18 protein-coding genes are annotated in these 20,957 nt (G+C 45.2%); 6 read left to right on the plus strand and 12 right to left on the minus strand.

Going from position 1 to position 20,957, the window contains the following annotated elements:
- Positions 1-49: 49 nt before the first annotated feature.
- The 3 genes from ACFQ0C_RS07315 to ACFQ0C_RS07325 form a co-directional block, all read right to left on the minus strand.
- Complete coding sequence (locus tag ACFQ0C_RS07315; protein WP_379365402.1) at positions 50-886, minus strand: carbohydrate ABC transporter permease; 837 nt, start codon at positions 884-886, stop codon at positions 50-52.
- Between the two features lie 7 nt (positions 887-893).
- A complete protein-coding gene (locus ACFQ0C_RS07320) occupies positions 894-1,835 on the minus strand; it encodes a carbohydrate ABC transporter permease (protein WP_379365404.1) in 942 nt (313 codons plus the stop codon).
- 148 nt (positions 1,836-1,983) lie between these two features.
- Entirely contained in the window at positions 1,984-3,297 is a 1,314-nt protein-coding gene (locus tag ACFQ0C_RS07325; protein ID WP_379365513.1) for an ABC transporter substrate-binding protein, read from the minus strand.
- A 477-nt stretch (positions 3,298-3,774) separates the two neighbouring features.
- On the opposite strand from ACFQ0C_RS07325, the gene ACFQ0C_RS07330 reads away from it, so the two are divergent.
- Positions 3,775-4,761: a LacI family DNA-binding transcriptional regulator gene (locus ACFQ0C_RS07330; protein ID WP_379365406.1), complete on the plus strand. Its 987-nt coding sequence runs from the start codon at positions 3,775-3,777 to the stop codon at positions 4,759-4,761.
- Between the two features lie 162 nt (positions 4,762-4,923).
- On the opposite strand, the gene ACFQ0C_RS07335 is transcribed toward ACFQ0C_RS07330, so the two are convergent.
- The 7 genes from ACFQ0C_RS07335 to ACFQ0C_RS07365 form a co-directional block, all read right to left on the minus strand.
- On the minus strand, positions 4,924-5,898 hold the full coding sequence (locus ACFQ0C_RS07335; RefSeq protein WP_379365408.1) for an aldo/keto reductase: 975 nt from the start codon (positions 5,896-5,898) through the stop codon (positions 4,924-4,926).
- A gap of 228 nt (positions 5,899-6,126) precedes the next feature.
- A complete protein-coding gene (locus ACFQ0C_RS07340) occupies positions 6,127-7,143 on the minus strand; it encodes an NAD-dependent epimerase/dehydratase family protein (RefSeq protein WP_379365410.1) in 1,017 nt (338 codons plus the stop codon).
- 139 nt (positions 7,144-7,282) lie between these two features.
- Positions 7,283-8,125, minus strand: coding sequence for a carbohydrate ABC transporter permease (locus ACFQ0C_RS07345; protein WP_379365412.1), 843 nt, complete (start codon positions 8,123-8,125; stop codon positions 7,283-7,285).
- Complete coding sequence (locus ACFQ0C_RS07350; RefSeq protein ID WP_379365414.1) at positions 8,115-9,011, minus strand: carbohydrate ABC transporter permease; 897 nt, start codon at positions 9,009-9,011, stop codon at positions 8,115-8,117. The genes ACFQ0C_RS07345 and ACFQ0C_RS07350 overlap by 11 nt, the downstream gene beginning before the upstream one ends.
- Positions 9,012-9,122: 111 nt before the next feature.
- Positions 9,123-10,439 carry an ABC transporter substrate-binding protein gene (locus ACFQ0C_RS07355; protein WP_258217005.1) on the minus strand — a complete coding sequence of 439 codons (1,317 nt, stop codon included), beginning with the start codon at positions 10,437-10,439 and terminating at the stop codon, positions 9,123-9,125.
- Positions 10,440-10,562: 123 nt separating this feature from the next.
- Positions 10,563-11,321, minus strand: a complete 759-nt coding sequence (locus ACFQ0C_RS07360) for a response regulator transcription factor (RefSeq protein ID WP_379365417.1) — start codon at positions 11,319-11,321, stop codon at positions 10,563-10,565.
- A 2-nt stretch (positions 11,322-11,323) separates the two neighbouring features.
- Complete coding sequence (locus tag ACFQ0C_RS07365; protein WP_379365419.1) at positions 11,324-13,072, minus strand: cache domain-containing sensor histidine kinase; 1,749 nt, start codon at positions 13,070-13,072, stop codon at positions 11,324-11,326.
- Positions 13,073-13,341: 269 nt separating this feature from the next.
- On the opposite strand from ACFQ0C_RS07365, the gene ACFQ0C_RS07370 reads away from it, so the two are divergent.
- The 3 genes from ACFQ0C_RS07370 (at position 13,342) to ACFQ0C_RS07380 (ending at position 14,701) form a co-directional block, all read left to right on the plus strand.
- Positions 13,342-13,515: a hypothetical protein gene (locus ACFQ0C_RS07370; RefSeq protein ID WP_171654941.1), complete on the plus strand. Its 174-nt coding sequence runs from the start codon at positions 13,342-13,344 to the stop codon at positions 13,513-13,515.
- Between the two features lie 146 nt (positions 13,516-13,661).
- On the plus strand, positions 13,662-14,183 hold the full coding sequence (locus ACFQ0C_RS07375; RefSeq protein WP_258217001.1) for a DUF420 domain-containing protein: 522 nt from the start codon (positions 13,662-13,664) through the stop codon (positions 14,181-14,183).
- An 83-nt stretch (positions 14,184-14,266) separates the two neighbouring features.
- On the plus strand, positions 14,267-14,701 hold the full coding sequence (locus ACFQ0C_RS07380) for an NUDIX hydrolase (RefSeq protein ID WP_379365422.1): 435 nt from the start codon (positions 14,267-14,269) through the stop codon (positions 14,699-14,701).
- Between the two features lie 233 nt (positions 14,702-14,934).
- On the opposite strand, the gene ACFQ0C_RS07385 is transcribed toward ACFQ0C_RS07380, so the two are convergent.
- A complete protein-coding gene (locus tag ACFQ0C_RS07385; protein WP_379365424.1) occupies positions 14,935-15,480 on the minus strand; it encodes a hypothetical protein in 546 nt (181 codons plus the stop codon).
- A gap of 206 nt (positions 15,481-15,686) precedes the next feature.
- On the opposite strand from ACFQ0C_RS07385, the gene ACFQ0C_RS07390 reads away from it, so the two are divergent.
- Both ACFQ0C_RS07390 and ACFQ0C_RS07395 read left to right on the plus strand, forming a co-directional pair.
- Positions 15,687-16,019, plus strand: coding sequence for an ArsR/SmtB family transcription factor (locus ACFQ0C_RS07390; RefSeq protein ID WP_258216998.1), 333 nt, complete (start codon positions 15,687-15,689; stop codon positions 16,017-16,019).
- 548 nt (positions 16,020-16,567) lie between these two features.
- Positions 16,568-18,304: a SulP family inorganic anion transporter gene (locus ACFQ0C_RS07395; protein WP_379365427.1), complete on the plus strand. Its 1,737-nt coding sequence runs from the start codon at positions 16,568-16,570 to the stop codon at positions 18,302-18,304.
- A gap of 111 nt (positions 18,305-18,415) precedes the next feature.
- On the opposite strand, the gene ACFQ0C_RS07400 is transcribed toward ACFQ0C_RS07395, so the two are convergent.
- On the minus strand, positions 18,416-20,932 hold the full coding sequence (locus tag ACFQ0C_RS07400) for a beta-mannosidase (RefSeq protein WP_379365515.1): 2,517 nt from the start codon (positions 20,930-20,932) through the stop codon (positions 18,416-18,418).
- Positions 20,933-20,957 lie beyond the last annotated feature (25 nt).

Below are 20,957 nucleotides of genomic sequence, written 5' to 3' on the forward strand. Positions count from 1 at the left end.
ACTCCCTCTATTATCTCATGATGAGTGTTGTGTGCTGTGATATTCCCGGCTACCCTTTTACTCCTCCTACCGTCAGACCGGAGATAAAGTAGCGCTGGAATGCGATAAACAAAATTAATAACGGAAGGACAGACATAATACACCCGGATAAGAGGATGCTGTAATTGTTGCCGTAAGGCGTAAGAAGAGACGACAGCCCGATGGGCAGTGTAAATTTAGTATCTGTCCGCAGAACGATTAACGGCCAAATAAAGTTGTTCCAGTGATGTAATGCTTGTAGAATCGCCATCGCTCCAAAGGCAGGGGCCATCAATGGGGCCATAATTCTAAAGAAAATGCCGTATTCCGTACAACCATCGATTCGTCCTGCATCCAGAAAATCTCTTGGAATTCCACCTGCAAATTGCCTGAAAAAGAAAACGGCAAAAGGCGAGACGGCAAAGGGAATAATCACTCCCCAATACGAATCAATTAATTTAAAGGCAATCGACATTTTGTATAAAGGAAGCATAATGATTTCCACAGGGACCATCATCACGAATAGGACGAGCAGAAAGACTACGTTTCTTCCCTTAAATTGATACACCGACAAGCCATAGCCGACAAGCGACGATAACAGCAACGTTAACAGCGTGGACAATACGGTAATCAACAAACTGTTAGCATACCAAGTAAAATAAACCTTGCCTCCGGTAAACAGATAAACGTAGTTTTTGAAGCTTAACAGGTCGGGCTGCAGCTTGAGATTCAATCCATACCGCAGCAGCTCGGTAGGCGGCTTGAAAGACGCCAATAATAAGGTATAGAAAGGAAACAAGGCCACAGCGGTCAAAATCACAAAAACAATGACAAGAAAGCCTCTCTGCAATTTGTCTGAATATGTCATAGCCTAATTAATTCTCCTTTCTGAACTGACCGGAGATAAGTAACTGGAGGAAGTTAATCGACAAGACGATAAATAAGAAAGCAATACCGATGGCTGACCCAAAACCCATATTAAAAAACTCGAAGCTTTGTTGATATAAATATCCGACAATGGTAAGACCAATATCCGAAGGGGATTGAGTGTTCCAGAACACGAAGCTCTCCGTAAACATTGCGAATCCGCCAAAAATACTGATCGTCAACACATACACTGTTACCGGCTTCAATAATGGGAGCGTGATTCTAAGAAATTTGGTGAATCGGTTGGCCCCATCCATTTCCGCTGCCTCATACAGCTCCTGAGGAATGCTTTGCAGCCCGGACAGAAAATAAATAATATTGACCCCCATCCAACGCCAAGAGGCCAAAGCGACCATAATGAACATGCCTGCCCCCGCGCTTGAAGTCCATTTAACCGGTTCAAACCCAAATAAGGATATAAAAACGTTAGCCGGCGCCGTTTCAAGTGTACCGAAAATAAGTCTAAAAATAGCACCGCCCACAATGATGGATGTCAGGGCAGGCATAAAAAGTGTAGATCGGAAAAAGTTTTTAGCAACCATGTTGGTGGAGTTTAAAAAGACCGCTAAAAGCATTGGAACCGGCAAAAGCACGACCAACGACCAGAATGTATAACGAAGGCTGTTCCAAATTGCATTAAAAAAATGTTCATTGTTAAGGTCTTGGTAATTTTTTAGTCCGATAAATTTGGTCTCACCCGGAATAATTTCCTGGAAGCTCATAACAAAGGAACTAATAATTGGATACAACTGGAACAGAAGGAAGGTAATCACGAACGGTGAAATAAACACATAGGGTGCTGCGTATTGGGAATAAAAAGCACGCTTAAGCCACCCTTCCGGTCTATTTACCGCCATAAGCTGTTCTTGAACTGCCGTTTTATTATTCATCTTCTCTCCCCCAGCGCTTTCCGAAGGAAAGCCTGCATAGTAAGCATTCACTTAAATTTTCGCAGAAAATTATTTCGTATGCATAGACTTACCGGGTTGAAACAAATCACTGGCCTTGGTACCAAGGCCAATGATTTGCCACGCGTGTTTATTTTCTTAGTTCATCCGCAGCAGCCTTTAAGGCTTGCTCAGGCGTTGCGCTTTTTTCTTCAATCACTTTGAAAATGACATTCTTTTTCACCAAATCGGAGGCAAGCGGTATTTTTTCGGTCGTATGAGGAGAATCGATTTCACCTTTAACCTGCAAAAGCATATCAAAAATTCCTTTTCCGAAATATTCGGTAAATTTATTGTCCGCCTTCAATTCCTTCGAGTCCCATACATCCCATCGAATCGGATCGAAACCGAGCTCTTCCCAGATCTTCTTGTTGCCTTCCTCGGATAATTTCGCAAAGGCGAGGAATTCCTTAGCAAGACTGACATTTTTGGACTGGTTCGTTATAGAAGTCCCTGTGCCGCCCATCCCCGCAGATCTTTTTCCCCCTACTGTCCATGCAGGCAGCGGACGAACAATAATTTTCCCCTTCAGATCCGGCATATATTCCGTAAATCTGCCCATATACCAAATCGGCATCAGAACGGAGGCAGCCCCTCCTTTATTCATAAATCCGTAGTATTCCTCTTTATGGTGGCCGCCTCCCGGAGCAGCAACAGCGACTTTTGAATCCGCCAACGTTTTGAGAAATTCCAAGGTTTTAATATTGGTTGCATTATCCAAAATCACTTTTCCGTCCTTATCGAAGTAATCGGACCCCTGCTGCACAATGAGAGGCCAGAAAGACCACTGGTCCCGCGTCTCAATGGTCGTCATCGGTTTTCCGGTTGCCGCCACGACCTTCTTCCCCGCCTGGTAATAATCCTCCCATGTTTTAATGCTGTCCGGATTTACTCCCGCTTTATCAAGCAGTTCTTTGTTATAGTACATAACAGCAGCACCAACGTGAAAGTCAATGCCATAAAATTTATTGTTCTTGCTGTAAATATCCATTCTCGATTTGACCAGTTTATCATTAATCGGCTTTATGATATCATCCAATTCTACCAGAGGCGGTTTATCTCCCTTGAGGTAATTGGAAAATTTACTGATTTCGATGTCGGCTAAATCCGGGGCTCCCTGGCCGGATTGCAACGCCAGTAGCAACTTGTTGTGCATATCGTCATACGGATAGGTCGTTGCCTTAAGTGTGACTTTTTTATTTGCATTCGCTTCATTCCATCTTTGGGCTGCGTTCTCATAAAATTTTTGATGCAGTGCATTGAATGTCCAGAGAGTCAGCTCTGTTGCTCCGCCTTTAGCAGCTGTGCCCTGTCCCGGAGCCGGTGCGGTGGAATCGCTGCAGCCTGCTAATGCGAGTGACGCGGAAAGTATAGAGCTGACCGTTACCAATAACGTTTTATTCATTCTTGACATACTGTTGCCCCCTCGAAATGAGATTTTATATATACTCGACCTTATTCAGGTTAGTACCGTGATTAATAAGATTTATTGTAAGCGCTCACTTTTAAAGTGTGCGACGTTATTAAAATGCTTAATATTCCTACATACGTGCACGCACACGATTTAATTCATAAAAAAAAGCGGCCTTTGTAAGTCAAACCACTTATTTTTTCGTGTGCGCACACGTTTTTGGCGAAAAGTAAACTTCATTCTCTGTTTAAGATCACTATTCACAACAATGTGCTACAGTTATATTTGTTTGTATCCGCTTTCAATTAAAATCGTGTGCGAACACGTTTAATATACCACTACCATATTTTTACTGTCAATACGGTTAGAAAAATAAATTCTCATGTCCTTTGTTTTTATTGACAAAAAAAGGGGGGCTTTTTATACTTGGATTATTCGCATCGTGTGCGTACACATTTAGGAGGATCCCAGATGAGCGTTACTATAAAAGAAATAGCCGAGCTTTGCGGGGTATCCCACGGCACTGTGGACAGAGCCCTGAATGACCGGCCCGGGATCAGTCACAAAACAAAAGAGAAAATTTTAAAGATAGCCACTGATCTCAACTACAAGCCTGATTTTTTGGCGCGCAGCTTGGCTAAAGGAACGACCAAAACCATCGGATTAGTCCTTTTTGATCTATATAACCGTTCCTTTTCACAGCTTACGAACTCAATCGAAACGGAATCGAGACATCGGGAATATTTCGTAAATCTACTTTTAACAGATAAAAGCTTTCATACTGAGAAACAAGCGATAGAGCACCTTGTCAACCGGAAAGTGGATGGAATCATCTTATTTCCGATCAATCAAGGAATGGATTTTGAACAATATTTGGAGCAGTTCAATATCCCTATTATTACGATTTGCAATAAGCTGTCGGATAAATGGAGTTATATCGGAATCGATGACCGGAGCGCCATGAGTGATGCTGTACAATACGTTAGCGATAAAGGGTATGAACGTATTGTTTACATTTGTCCTCCTCTCGCTTACCGCGGGGTAAGCAATATTTACACACAAGAAGAAAGGTTGGAAGGCCTGCTGGAGGGGATGCGCCTTAAGAACTTTACAGAGGAGCCGGTCATTATAACCGATAAACAGTATGTCGATGCCTTGGATCGGATCGATTTAAAGCTGAAGCGCACCGCCATTATTTGCTCCTGTGACCAGTACGCCTTAGAAGCGATGAACTACTTGAAGGAAAAAGGAATTCGCATTCCCGATGAAATCGGACTCATGGGGTTCGATAATATCGACGTGCTCAAATACATCACACCCAAGCTAACAACCGTTCATTACAATGTGGAGCAAATGGGAAAATTGGCGGTTGATGTGCTTTTGGAACAATTGGACACATCAGAGGTGACTTCGCCCCCTCTGATCGATTACACAATCATCGAAGGCGAGTCCCTGTAGATACAATGAACTTATGGTCAAGAAGCTGTTTCAGAAGGTAGTGTATCTACCGGTGAGACAGCCTCTTTTGTTGTCAAAAAGCAATACCCTCTACAGGACTTCCAAACCTGCCTTTGATAGGAAGAAGCAATCGCCTCCAACGTTTTTTTATGACAAATCCCACTAAGGCAAACGATACCACGCAAACGGCTTTCCGTAACGGTAAGCCTCGCTCAGCCGCTCCAGTTCATCCAGTGTATCGGCTCCAAGCTCAAGCGACGCACTCTTCAAGTTATCCTCCAGCTGCTGCACACCTGTGGCTCCAACTATGACGCTTGAGACCGTCGGCTGCTGCATAAGCCATGCCAGTGACAGAGCGCTTGGCGTGCAGCCTAATTCGTCAGCCAGCTTATTCACACTTCGGCCGAGCTCCATTCTGCCTTCATCAAGGAATTTGCCGAAATTAGGATCGGTATCGGCACGCGATCCTTGCGGAGGCTTGTCCGCTGATGTGTATTTCCCTGTCAGAATTCCGCCCGCCAGTGGGAAATAAGGGATGATGCCTACCCCTTGGTCCAAACAAACCGGAACAAGCTCCTGCTCGGGAGTGCGGTCGGCGAGCGAATAGCTGACTTGGGTGGAAACGAACCGGTTTAGCCCCAATCTATCACTGATGCCCAGTGCCTTCATCAGTTCCCAAGCTGCATAGTTCGATGCTCCGATATAACGTACTTTTCCAGCCCGAACCATGTCGTCCAATGCCCTTAAGGTTTCCTCAAGCGGTGTTTGTGGATCAAACGTATGAATTTGGTACAAGTCCACGTAGTCCGTTTGCAATCTTTTCAAGCTGTTATCCAGCTCCTGTTGTAAATGATACCTGGAGGAGCCTCTTTCGTTAGGTCCTGCACCCTTGACCAGACCCGCTTTTGTTGCCAGAACAGCCTCATGGCGTCGGCCTGCCAAAGCCAATCCAATGATTCGCTCCGATTCAGAGCCGGTATAAATATTGGCCGTATCAACAAAATTAATTCCCTGATCCAAAGCTTGATGTATAATCCGAATCGAGGTTTCCTGATCAGCACGTTTTCCAAATGCGTTAGTTCCCAAACCTAATGCTGACACCTTAAGCCCACTACTGCCAAGACGATGAAATTTCATAAAGCGGCCCAGCTCCTTTTCATTGATATTTACCCTTATTATACCATTAAGCGGGACAAGGATCACAGAAAGAACCCCACATACCGTAACGGCTGCGGGGTTAAGGTTATATATTAAAAAAGGGGGTCATCTATTATTATAAGCGTTAATCATTAATACTAGATGAAGCCCATATTTCATTTGTGTTACAAATTGGGCCAGGCCGATGCCTTATAACGCTATTTATTATTAAATTTTCAACGCTTCAATCTGATTACCCCATTGGGCATGCAGCTCGGTCAGGCGGTCTTCCATTAAATCCTTCTCGGTATCCACTGCCATAGCTTCATTTTCGTACCAATCCAGCATCATTCGAAGCCCTTCATTCAAGGAGATTGTCGCTTCAAAGCCGGGAATATCCTGTTTGATCTTCGAGTTGTCCATTAGGCCGGAATAGCTTTTTTCAAAATACAGATGACCAAACAATCCGGGATTACCACGCATCAAAAGCTCGGAAGGCATGTGCACAATTTTCGGCTCGATACCAAGGATTTTGCCAAATTCCATATACAAGTCGTTCCAAATACTCACTTCTTCGTTAGTTGCGTGATAGGTCTTGCCGAAGGTCCGTTTATTACCCGCAGCGCCGACAAAAGCTTTAGCCAAATCAGGGGCAAACGTGAAGCTCCAAGGTGTCGTTCCATCTCCAAACATTACAAGAGGCTTACCGTTGCGAATACGGTGAACGATGTTGTAATTTTGACGAAGCACACCCAGATTGGCAGCTCCAACTCCGTAGGTCAATGATGGTCGGATGATCGTAATCGGCAGCTGGCCTTCGCGGATGACCTCCTGCAGATAACGTTCCATCTCAGCTTTTTGAAACGCATAGCCGAATTCAGGATTATCGAACAGCTCCTCTGCATCCTCTCGGATGGGGTTTGATTTGAGTGGTCTTTTATAAACGGCAACACTGGAGCAAAAGATGATTTGACCCACAGTATTTCTAAACGTCTCAACAGTAAACCGCGCATCCGCTGCATTAAAACTGATCATATCGATAACAGCATCGAATTGACGGCCCTCCATCAGCTTCTTGAAGCCTTCTTGATCGGACTTATCGCCATGGATCCATTCCAGATCTTGGCCAAAAGCAAGTCGTTTGGTGCCTCGGTTAAAGATAACTACTTCCTGTCCGGCTATCAGCAATTGCTCCACAATCTGCCTGCTGATGACACCGGTTCCTCCTAATATTAATACTTTCAATTTCTCCACCTCTTCTACCAAATTAGCACGATGCTACTATCCACTCCTTATTTTAACAGATATTTGCTCTATTTTATAAGAGCCGATTTTGCAATGTGCCCTATTGCCGTCAGATCAACGTCATCTCGGAGGCGCTGCTCTACTTTAAGCCTGTCATGGCTACACCTTCGATAAACTTTTTCTGCGCGAAGAAAAATACCGTAAGCAGCGGAACCGTAGCTACAACGGAAGCTGCCATTACCAAATGCCACTCCGTCCCACTATCCGAGGTGAATAAAGACAGAGCAAGCGGGATCGTGTACAGCTTACTGGAATTCAGATACACCAACGGTTCAAAAAATTCATTCCAGCTGTGCAGAAACGTTAAAATCGACAAGGTAGCCATCGCCGGCGTCGCTAGCGGCAGCATAATCCTCCAAAATGTTTTCCATGGCGTACAACCATCGATTTTAGCCGCTTCATCCAGATCGTTAGGAATCGTAATAAAAAACTGCCGATACAAAAAGACGCCGAACATCCCGCCTGCTCCAAGCATCGGAGGTACAATGAGCGGAAAGTGAGTGTCTACCAAACCAACCTTGGATAACCATATAAACAATGGAATCGTAGTGATTTCCGTAGGGATCATCATGCTGCTCAGCAAAATCAGAAAAAGTGTGTTTTTCCATGGAAAGGATATTTTTGCAAAAGCATATCCGGCCAGCGCCGCGAAGAGGCAGGTTCCAACTGTAACCAGCGCGGCAATATATAAGCTGTTGAATAAATACAAATGAAAGGGCTGCTTGGCGAACAGGTCGATGTAATTGTCCCATTTAATTGGACTCGGAATCCACTGCGGCGGGAACGATAAAGCCTGCTGGAAATCCTTCAAGGAGGTACTGACCATCCAGTAAAAAGGGATCAGAATAAAGAAGGTAATGGCAAATAAAATGGCATATTTAGGTACGGTTTTGGCAGCTTCCGCCCATCTTTTATTGTTCATGATGCACCCACTTTCTTCTAATGCCCCACTGCATAACCGTAAGAATGAAAATAATAAAAAACAAGATAAATGCTACGGCCGATGCATACCCGAATTCGTACATTTTGAACGCCTGCTCATAGATGTAATAGACAAACACATAGGTGCTTGTACCTGGACCGCCCCCGGTTAAAACGTATATTTGCCCAAAAACCTTAAGCGATCCGATCATCGTAATAACAAGGACCATGAATACGGAAGGAGTTATCAACGGAAGCGTCACGTTAAAAAATGTTTTCCACCTGCCGGCCCCGTCAATTTTGGCTGCTTCATAGTACATAGGGGGGACATCGTTCAGCGCAGCAAGGAAGATCACCATATTGATCCCCAATCCTTTTAACAAGGTGATGATAATAACCGTCGGCATAGCCAAGGACAGATCGTATAGCCAGGCCGGTCCGGTAACTCCGAATATGCGGAGAATCGAGTTCACGAGTCCGTTATCTGTTTGGAAAATATATTTCCAGACCGTAGCCCACACGACAATAGATGTAACTACCGGAGTAAAGATAGCTGTTCTGAAAAAGCCGACGCCAAGGATTCGCTCCTTTAACAGCAGGGCCAGCGCCAAAGTCAGCACGATATTCAACGGAACGAAAACAATGGAAAAATAAAAGGAGTTCCATACCGTATCCCAAAATACGGAATCTCCTGTGAAGGCTTTGGTGTAATTCGCCAGTCCAACAAACTCTTCTTCTTTAATCAACGACCAATTGGTAAAGCTCATCATAAATGCGGCGATAATCGGCCCCAACAAAAAAAGGACATAACCTATGACCATCGGAGAGATGAACATATAGCCGTACCATTTTTCACGCTGCATTAATTTGCCTGTTTGGGTATTCACTGTAAGGTCCCTTCCTCCACTTCACTTTTGTTTCAGAAATATCGCCAAGCTTTCGCTTGGCGAATCGAAACATCTATACTTAAACCCTTAAGCTTATTCTTCTGTAATCATTTATTTCATAAGAGGCGTTACCTCGTCTTCCATTTTCTTAAGCACCTCTTTTACCGGGTAGGTCTTCGTATACAGCATGTCGATAACGGTCTGAACCTTCACATCGATTTGCTGCCAGTTCTTATGTGCGTTTTGCGCTCTAAGCTTGCCGTTCATCGGATCGATCAGAGATGCTTTAATGGCCTCTTTCGTCGGAGATTCGAAGCCCTTGGTCAATGCATCAGACGCCAGTACGGAGCTGCGGTTAGGCACATACATGAAGGCAAACTCGGTCATCGCTTCTTTACTTGTCATAAATTTCAACAAATCCTGCGCTTCTTTCTTATATTTGGAATCCTGCATGACGGAATAGGCGGCTAGCCCCGTTGCAGCAGGTGCATCCTTGTTAGGTCCTTTCGGCATCGGCGCGATATCCCATTCAAAGCCCTTTATGCTTCTGGCTGTATTGACATACGCATAGTTTTGCCGGGACATACCGATTTTTCCGCCTTCAAATGTGATCTGATCCCCCGGCTTCGGATGGATTTGATCCTTAAAGATCATATCCGATATCAGCTGAAGCGCCTTTTCTCCCTCAGGAGTGTTAAGTGTAAATTTGGTGCTCTCCTCATTCATAAAATCCGCTCCAAAGGCCCAGAACGTATCCAGATAGGCATCCTCCCAAGCCTTCCAGCCATTGGCGGTAATTAAGAAGCTGCCATAAATACCTTTGGATGAGTCGGTGATAGCTTTAGCTGACTTCAGGTATTCGTCGTACGTCCAATTTCCTTCCTTGTACTGCTCCAATGGGGTTTTAAGTCCTTTTTCCTTAAATAACGTCTTATTAAAAAAGATAACCTTAGGCGGATTTAGAAAAGGTACACCGTACAGCTTGCCGTCCTTTTTCAGGCGTTGAAAGCTTGACGGTATGTTGTCGTTAAAATCATATGCCTTGTCGTTCTGAATGTCGGAAATATCGGCCAATTGCTTCGCTTCGATAAACTGCGGTATCATTTTATCCGACATCCATACCAGATCAGGCGCGGTTTTGGAAGCAACCATAATCGACAGCTTCTGCTGATAATCAGCAAATGGAACCAGCATAAACTCGACTTTTATGTGAGGATTTTGGGCCGTAAACTTCTTGACATACTCCTCCAATATTTTCTTACGCGTATCGTTTTCTCCCCACATACCGACTTTGAGCACAATGTCTTCTTTAACCGCTGGCTTGGGAGATGCTGCCGTTTCCTTAGGTGTGTCCTTTGTGGCCGAGCACCCGATTATTAAGCTTACTGCCGATACGAAAAGCACGGCCATAGACAACATTTTCTTCATACCTGATTCCCCTTCGTTTCTCATTTGATAAGCGCTTACATATGTAATGATAGAGAAAAATATCCATTCGAGAAATCCAAATGAATCGAGTTATGGTTCAAAAAATCGAGGTCTTTCCGTTCGCTAACGAACCTGGTTTTCACGGAAATCGGAAGGGGTTACGCCTACAAGCTGTTTGAACACGGTCATAAAATATTTGGCATTCTCATACCCGGATAGCATAGCGACCTCGTAAATTTTTAAATTCGTATCCTGCAAAAGCTGCTTGGCCCGTTCCATTCTGCATTGAATCACATAATCCACGAAGTTCTGGCCTGTTTCCAGCTTGAATAATGAGGATAAGTATTGATGGTTCATATGAACCTTATTGGCAATGAATTGGAGGGAGATATCCTGATCCAGGTTGGAATGGATGATTTCTCTGACTGTGCGGATAATTTTCTTTTCATTCTCTTCCACACTATTCCCGACTGTATGGGATTGGCTTTGAAGCGCACTCATTTTGCGGCTATCCAATCTTCCTTTAAGACCGGTTAAATATTGGGTCAGCTCCACTCTGTCGACAGGCTTCAACAAATAATCCTCGACTTTGAAGCGAAGCGCTTTTTTCACATATTCGAAATCTCCGTAACCGCTGATTACCAAAATAGGAGTATCGGGGAAATTATGCCGCACCTGCTCAATCATCTCGATGCCGTTCATTTCCTTCATCCGTATGTCTGTAATAATTAAGTCGGGCAGGATGCTTTTCATCGATTCAAGAGCTTGGCGGCCGTTTTTCTCCTCTTTCACCACGATGAATCCTCCGATTACTTCTTCAATCAGCTTCTTTAAGCCCTGTCTGATCAGATCCTCATCCTCGACAAGCATAACTTTGTACATGGTTATTCCTCCCATTGGAATGGCAATCGAATAAAAACGGTCATTCCTTTATGTGCATTTTTCTTTAGCAAAATTCCATAAGGCTCGCCATACAATAGCCGTATTCGCTGGTGTACGTTGCGCAGTGCGTAGCCGCTGCTTTTTTGACCGAATTCCTGCTTCACCGGATGCTCTTCCCCCGCATAATCAATACGCCTCAGCACCTGCTCCATGGTTTGCACATCCATTCCTAAGCCATCGTCCTCAACCGAGAGGATCAAATCGTCGTTTTCCGTTGCCGCCCTTATTCGGATCGTAACCGGATCGCTGCCCATCCCATGCTCGATGACATTCTCCACAAGCGGCTGCAAAATGAGCTTCAGAACTAGCACGTATTGCAGCGACGGATCGATAAAGATTTCCATTCGCAAGCTGTCCCCGCAGCGCAATGCCTGAATTTGCAAGTAGGATTCAACAAATCTTACCTCATCGCGCAGATAGACGGCGGATTGATTTTTGTCCACCGTATATCTCAGCAATTTGCCGAGATTGGTGACCACATTCGAAAGGGCCAGATGATTGTACTGCACGGCCATCATATTGATCGATTCCAGCGTATTGTAGAGAAAATGGGGATTCATCTGGCTCTGCAGTGCTGATATTTCCGCATCACGCTCACGTAATTTCGTTTCGTATACTTCACGAACAAGACGGTCGATCTCCCCCACCATCCGGTTAAAAACCTCGGTCAATTGCCCGATCTCATCATTGGTCGCAACGATAGCACGCTCTTTGAAAAAGCCTTTCTTGACCAGCTCCATTTTACTCTGCAGATGACGGATCGGCTTGACCAATCGGTCGGAAGACAGGATGGCAAGTATAAGAGCCACCGCGAGCGAGGTCAGTGATATCATTAACGTATAGCTCGTTATCTCTTTAGCTTCCTTCCTCAGCTCCCCTAGAGGGATCTGGCCTAATATTTGCAGCCCTGTATATTTCGATTTCGTCCAGGCGCTTAAAAATCCCGGATCGTTCACATCAGGTTCTGTTATAGTCGACTGTGGGTGCAGCAGTGTTTTATCCTTATCGTATATGTACAGCTTGCTGTTATTGCCTAAGTTAACGGAGGAAAATATTTTTTCAAAGCCTTCCGCTTTAAGATCCACCTTAATGAAGCCAATTTTACTGTGCGTATACGGTTCGCGGATTAGCCGCGACAGCGATACAACCGTTTTTGGCCCCGTTGTATAGTAGGAAACAGAATGAGGCGGATTGATCGTTAGTCCTCCGTCTTCCAGGTCGGCTTTTTCCATCCAATTATTTGTTTCCTGCTCCCAATAGTTCGTTACGCTTGTATCGGAATTGCTGAATAAGCTGCCATCATTCGTAAAAATGAGAATGCTTTCGATTTCAGACCGGTCAAAAGCCATAGAGGAAATGAATAAATTGGTCTTGAACTGCTCCTCCGCAGTCAAATAGACTCCTTTTTGGTAGGAGCTGCTGTGGTTCTTCAGAATGGCGAGAACGTTCGGATCATAGAGGGGGGATAACGTCAATCTCTCGATCTCTTTGACATATCTGTCCAGATTGATGCGGATTTGATCGACGATTTGCAGCGTGTAGTTTTTCGTATTCTGTTCGACATTAGCCGAATACTTGGTATACGTGAATGCGCCGCTGATTATAAAGGGTATCGTAATCAGAGCCATGAACAGGATCATAAATTTCATTCGAAGCGATAGAAATAGACGATTGAGGTTGGCCAGCAACATGCAACACTTCCCCTGACGGCAGCTTACCGAATAAGCACTACAGGCTTTTATTCGGCCGTTTATTTCTGTAATGGTATCACAGTTTTTTACATAATGGGACAACTATGTAGTTGTTTCCGGAGGCTAACTGCTTGCTCGCCATGAGCTCTAGAGTTCTACTCTGTTCTTCACGCTGCTTGCTTATCGATCTTACCATCCTAAATTCATGATTATATTTCCAGTATAAGGGAAGAATACTTACCAATCTGAACAGAAGGGAGAGAACAACGATGGAAGCCAATATGGGCATAGATGATGTGCTTGCACAAATTCATCAACTGAAGTCTAACGGTCAGCCTTTGAATAAAAAGAAGGTTAAACAGTCCCATCCACAGCTAATGCAGAATGCTTTGTTTTACTTTCCTAGCTGGGAACACGCGATCAATACAGCTGACTCACTATGATTCAGGTAAGAGGCTGGCATTAAAGGATGCCAGTCTCTTCTCGTGGAAAGTTACAGAACTGTGTACTTTATTGATTTCCGCCATTCATTACGTATAATTACAGTAGGACAGCTTGAAGCTGTGAATCACGCAATTGGGGGAAGGAAATGAAATCACGCAATTTTATGCCGCTTATCGCCACTTTTTCAGTAGTGCTTGTCGGAATTATCGCTTTATTATTTTTTCTGCCAGGATATCAAGGAAGCCTTGGCTTCGACGTCACTATTTTTCCATTATTAAATGCTATTTTTAACGGCTTCACCTTTTCTTTCTTACTGATCTCGCTGTACGCAATAAAACGTAAAAACATCCCCATGCATCGAAATTTCATTCTTTGCGCCTTCACTACAACCGCCCTGTTTCTTGTTTCCTATGTGATCTATCATTACTTGACAGAGCCGACCTTGTTCGGTGGCCCTACTGCGCTTAAGTACATTTACTATTTCATCTTGATTACTCACGTCCTGCTAGCCATTGTCAATGTCCCTCTCGCTTTGATTTCCGTTACAAGAGGCTTTAATATGCAAATAGAGCGCCACCGCAGAATTGCTCGCTGGACGATGCCCATCTGGCTTTATGTCAGCAGCACTGGCGTCATCGTGTACCTCTTAATTTCACCTTATTACTAGTATTAACTCTTATCGGCACACAAAGTTACACCGGTTCATCATTAATCGCATCTATTATAAACGTTCATTCTGGAGGCCTACTTTTGAGAACCCCAATTTTATACGGTTCGGTCCATCTGTTGTTTTACCGCAATGATGAAGTTTTACTATTAAAGAGACAGAACACAGGCTTTGAAGATGGTAAATGGAGTGTTGTTGCAGGGCGAATGGATGGCGGTGAAGAGGTCAAAGCAGCTGCCATACGTGAGGCCAAAGAGGAGGCCGGGGTAGACATCGATCCCGCTGAAGTTGATGTTATAGGTGTCATGCACCGAAAAAATACGAGCTCCGAATGGATCGACTTTTTTCTAAAGGTACGCTCCTGGAAAGGCCAACTAGTCAATGCCGAGCCGCATAAATGCCAAGAGCTGGAATGGTTTAAGCTAAGTGAGCTGCCGGAGCCTATGGTCTCCTATATTCACAAAGCGCTTACGACTAAGCAGCAGGATGGAGTTTGGTTTGAAAGTGTAAATTGGTAAGCCTGCATCTGAATCGTTCAATTGAAAGAAGCACACCTCCCGGTGTGCTTCTTTCTTCTTAAGAGGATATACTATTAGTTTTCTTAATCCTCGTCTTCTTCTTCCCATTTGCGCGAGTAGGCTTTCTTCGTCACCCAAAATGTCAATCCACATACGATGATTATCGTAATTATACCTAAAACTATCGTTCCACCAATCCCCAACCAGACCACCTCCTGCGCATAATTATGCTGTCAACGGCTATAATAGTTTTCCTTCTCCATTCTAAATTGCTTGAAATCCAGCATGTGATTTCTTTGCTTTTTTAATACATGGCGAGCAATTTCAGAATCAGGGTAAAGTAAATTTTTTATCATATAAGATTCTAATGTATCATTGAATTGGGAAATCATTATTTTTTTGTGGACACGCAGCTCTTCTAAATCACGGGCAAATGCATCGACTATGCTGCGAATTCGTGGATCGGGTTTATCCAGCCATAATGGAACAACCACTTGAGTTGGAGTGAAGTCTTGCCTGTAGTCCTGACCTGGGACCTGCTCCCAAAATAAGTTCCACGCCTCCAGTAATCCGAGCTCAAAAAATATATACTTCTGAAAGCCGCACAGCCATGCCGTACAGCTGGTGTTACGTGATTGGCAGCCCACTCGGTCTCTCAAGTAAGAACAGCTTTTACAGCAAGACCCGCCATTAGGCACACATACCTGACAAACCGCTTCAATTCCAACATCACCTAAATAGCCGAGTCCATGCTCTATAATTTGTTCCTTTGTTGCCATTTTCATGTTTCACCTTTAAAAACAAATTTGTCATTCCCTATCTTTTCATTCATATATCTTGTTATTTGAATATATAGGCATTATAAGTCAATACAATTAATACTGCAATCAACAGGAACATCTATTAATGCAGGGAGTTAGTTGAACAAGAGGCTTTTTATGTTATGATAATATCTAAATATTTGAATATACGAGGAGAATTCGTTATGAACCTTGAGCTCCAGCAATTTAAGGCGGAATTTTTTAAAGCCTTGGCCCATCCTATGAGAATTCGTATACTTGAAGTGCTTTCCGAGGGCAGCAAAAACGTAAATGAGATCCAAACCATTATCGGCAGTGAAGGTTCAGCCGTTTCCCAGCAGCTATCGATTCTAAGAAACAAAAATGTTGTCTTTGGCAGTAAGGAAGGGACATCCGTAGTGTACAGCTTGCGCGATCCCCTGGTTAAAGACTTGCTTCAGGTAGCCAAACAAATTTTTGACAATCACCTGGTCGGAACAATCTCACTATTGGAAAGTATGCGGGTGTCAGAAAATTGAGATGTATCAAAGCTTAATGATAGTACACGGCTACGGCTAGGTGCCCCCCCTCAGCATGTCATCCATTGTAGTTCAGCGCCGGTCTTGCGCTTCAGGATTGACTAGCGGGAAATCCTCCCGTTAATCCCCGCCGCGAAGGCCTTTTTCCGCAAATAACTGGAAAAAGGCCTGCTAATTGCATCATTAAATGCATTTCACCCAATATTTTCTTGTAATAGATGGAGTTTTTCCAGTTAAGCGCCTCACCGAGGCTCTGACGGGAGTATTAGCTCCAGAAATTCCAGTTAAACCATTCGCTATCGCCTCAACGATGATGCCTTCGTGTTTTAGCAGCGCTTTTCGTCCGAGCAGAATATTCATCATGCGTTTTATTATTAGCTCAGCAGAAACTTATAAAGTCTAGCATAGGATCAAACAAAACCAAATAGAAAAAGTATATTTATCAATGTCTACAAAAAGGGCATTGTTTTTTTATATGCACAGGTTTATTATTCTTAATATATTCAAATAATCAAATATTACAAATATCAAAGAAGAAGGGTTGTCATTTGAAATGGTCCGGGAGATTTGAAGGCTTTACTTACCCTATGTTGCGTCGTGATCTAGTTGCGGGGTTGATTGTTGGCGTGGTTGCAATTCCATTAGGAATGGCATTTGCTATTGCTTCCGGCGTAAAGCCTCAGTTCGGTATTTATACGATCATAGTTGCCGGTATCCTGATATCGTTGCTTGGCGGGTCCAAATTTCAAATTGGCGGACCTACGGGAGCATTTGTCCCCATTCTATTTGGCATTGTCATACAGTACGGCTATGAAAACTTACTCATTGCCGGCCTATTAGCCGGGATTATTCTTGTCTTAATGGGCATTTTGAAGCTGGGTGTTTTAATTAGATACATTCCGCGGCCCGTTACCATTGGATTTACATCCGGTATCGCCGTTATTATCTTTTCAGGCCAAATCGGTAATTTCCTGGGACTAAGCAATCTACAACGCCATGAAGATTTTTTGTCTAATATGAACGAAATCGGGATGCATCTGTCTACCATAAATGTTTGGAGCGTTGTCACGGCCTTAATCAGTTTAGGGGTCCTATTAATCATGCCTAGAATCAGCGCTAAAGTTCCCGGTTCTTTAATAGGATTAATCATTTCCAGCATTGCCGCAACCTTATGGTTCAGCGGAAATGTGGCAACCATCGGATCCACCTACGGGGTAATTCCGAGCACTCTCCCCAGTCTCGCCATTCCTCCTATTTCATTCGATACAATCAAAGAGCTGCTTCCTCCTGCTTTTATAATTGCTATGCTTGGCGGTATTGAATCCTTGCTCTCGGCTGTTGTTGCAGATGGAATGTCCGGCAGCAGGCACAACAGTAATAAAGAGCTTATCGGCCAAGGGATTGCGAACATAGTCACTCCTCTATTCGGGGGAATTCCTGCAACAGGAGCTATAGCGCGGACTGCTACAAATATTAAAAGCGGAGCCGTATCCCCTATTTCCGGGATCGTTCATGGAGTCGTCGTTTTGTTAATCCTGCTATTATTCGCTCCGTTTGCTTCTGCCATCCCGCTTGCCAGTATGGCGCCTATTTTAATGGTAGTTGCCTGGAATATGAGTGAGAGAAGAGAATTTGCCCATATTCTCAAAACAAGAACAACGGACTCTTTGGTGCTTGTCATAACCTTCCTTCTTACCGTGCTTACAGATTTGACAACGGCTGTAGAAGTCGGATTGATCTTAGCCATCCTTCTATTCGTCAAACGGATGAGCAATATACTTACAGTGGCCAAAGTATTGCCGGATCCGTCATTGAAGCATGAAAAAGTGGGAGCCCATATGGTTAAAGATGATCATGACTGTCCTCAACTGAGTATTTTTACGATTGAAGGCCCTTTATTTTTTGGCGCAGCAAGCCTGTTCGAAAAGTCCATTATGGAAGCTCTCCCGTCCCGTCCTGCAATGCTGCTGCTTCGTATGGGAAAGGTTCCATTTCTGGACTCTACCGGGGAATCCAATTTGGCAAGCATCGTGCAGCATTTCAAACAATCAGGCGGGCTTGTGCTGATCTCAGGCATTCAAAGCCAACCTGAAGCCTATTTGAAAAGAACCGGATTAAGTGAACAAATTGGGGACGGTCATTTCTTTGAACATACGGGAGAGGCTATTGATTACGCAGTGGGAAAAATGGATCCAGCCAAATGCCTAGGATGCAAACACTTTGCATTCCGTGAATGCGCCGCTTTATCCAATCCGGCGACAGTTGGAAAGGCTAACGAGCAATAAAAGAACAGAATGAGCACCTTTCCGATCACTGGATAAGTGGGGAAAAGTGCTCTCTTATTCTCTGCTCAAGCCGGTAGGACTAAGGTGTTTCTGAACCCTGGTCTGCCCGGTTTACTTCGCGTTCAGCGCGCTTACTTTCAGCCCAGCCAATGAAACTGGCTTTCCTGCCGGGGCGCTGATGTGAACTGTTACTTGCTCGCCTGGCAGCAAGTCGAAGAAGTTATCGCTGAAGCGGATATTGCCCTGCGGCACATCCAGCTTCACCAGCCGCGCCACGCTGCCGACAGCGGTGACCGTCACGGTCTGCTCCGCCGCATCCACATCCACCTTCAAGGAGGTGGATGGCAGGCGCAGATCCTTAGGATCGCGCAGATAATACACATTGTCAGGCGCATTCCAGCCTTCGGCTGTCAGCTTGACAATGACTTCCTCCGGCGCGCGGCCGTTCAGTACATCAGCTTCCGGCAGGCTGCCAAGCTGTACAGCCCCATTGCTCGGGATACTCGCATCGAACAAGTGCGTGTAAACCTGTACGCCTGCGAAGTCATATACGCTCAGGCGAACTTTGCCCTCGTATGAAGCTACGCGGTCATTGACGACCCACACGCTCAGTGGCTGCCCCGGCTCATGGTCAAGCGACAGCAGCAGCGGGTGGTAGAACTTCCTCGCGTAGTAGAACGATGCCTTCGGCAGCAGCTCGTAATCGATCAGCGACCAGCTCGTGCCCGGCCAGCTGTCGTTATGCTGCCATACCAGCGCGCCGCTCGTCCGCTTCTTATTGCGGCGGTAATGTTCGATACCGTACTTCAGCCCTTCGGCCTGAGTGAGCATCGAAAAGTTCATGTATTCCTCAATGTTCTGAGGAATGCCCGTGAAGCCTTCCATCAGCAGAATGCCCTTCTGATGATTCGTATCTTTATTGCGGTACGCCATCTCAACACTGCCCCAATAGAACTCGCCCTCCGGTATGTTTTTCTCCAGCGTATAGCGGTTCGCTGAAGCATGCATCCCGAATTCGCTGCTGAACAAGGTGAAATCTTTTTTGTAATTCTTGAAGGTAACGCCCTCGATACTGTAATCGAGCAAAGGCACGTCACCGAATTGGCGAGGGTACACAGAGCCGTGCCATACCTGCCAGTTGTGGCGGTCGCCAACATCCGGATCGTTGGCGTCGTTGCCGCCGTAAGGCGAGGACGGCCAGTAAGCGCGGCTGGAATCGAGCTCCTCCAGCACTTCCGGAATCAGCTCGTGATAAATCACTTCGCCATAGAAAGGGCAAGTGATGTCACCGCCTGCTGATTTCATATCATACAGCCAATCGATTTCGTTGTTACCGCACCACAACGCCAAGGAAGCATGATTGCGCAGCCTCTTAACGTTGTAAATAACCTCGCGGCGCACGTTATCCATGAAATCGCGGTTGAAATCCGGGAACAGCGCATTGGCAAAGGCAAAGTCCTGCCATACGAGCACTCCGGTCCGGTCGCATTCCTCGAAGAATATGTCTTTCTCGTATATTCCGCCAGCCCACACACGCAGCATGTTCATATTGGAATCAACAGACAGGGCAATCAGATCGCGGTAACGCTGATCCGGTATAGCGCCGATGAAATTATCGGCCGGAATCCAATTGGAGCCTTTGGCAAACAGCTTGACGCCATTGAGAACGAAGACAAAAGCGTTCTGGCCTTCTTCATCCTTCAATTGCAACTCTATGATACGAATCCCAAACGGCTTCCGGTAACTGTCTACCTGTTCTCCATCAGCGAACAGCACTACTTCGAGCTCGTACAAGTACGGCTCTCCCAGGTCATGCGTCCACCACAATCGCGGAGCATTGACCCTCAAATCAACCGCTGCCGTCTTCCCGCTAACCGGCAGCTTAGAAGAGACCGCCACCTGACCATCGCGGTCCAACAGACGCACCTCGCACACACGCTCACGAGCAGCATCTTTGCGGTATGCCATTACATCTACATCAACTCGAACTATTGCTTCCTGCACACTAGCAGCTATCGACCGAGCATATACGCTGTCCAGCTTGGCCCAGCGCTTGCGTTCGATGCGCACCTTGCCCCAGATGCCTACAGTCACCATCCGCGGGCCCCAATCCCAACCGAAGTTCATCGCGGCCTTACGCAGCCACGGACGCTCCTTCGTATAAGAAGACCATTGAAACAGCTCCTTGTCACGGTTATGCAAATACAGCGGGTCGAACTTCACCGCGATAGTGTTCTTGCCGTTACGCAATACTCTTGTAACGTCGAAGGTGTGCGCCATCAGCGCATTGTCCGTTTTACCGATTTCGAGTCCGTTCACATATACAGTTGCAAATGTATCGAGCCCCTCAAAAGTCAGCTCCTGTCTTTCCTCGCTGCTCTCTTCCACAACGTAATCGAACTGGGTCCGGTACCACCATTCCTTTTGCTCAATCCACAGGCTTTTTGCATCGTTATGTCCGAAATAAGGATTTTCAATAATCTTTCTTTCAATCAAAGCGGAGTGCACATCGCCCGGCACCTTCGCCGTAATCCAGAAACGGTCGTCCAATCCGGCAGAGGCTACCTCAAGCGGTCTCTTCGCTCCTACGTCAAAATGTTGAATTCTCCAAAGACTTGCCAGTTCCATAAGCTCCCTCTTTCCTTCTACTGCC

This window comes from Paenibacillus sp. GCM10027630 (assembly GCF_042676305.1).
Taxonomy (GTDB): Bacteria; Bacillota; Bacilli; order Paenibacillales; family NBRC-103111; genus Paenibacillus_S.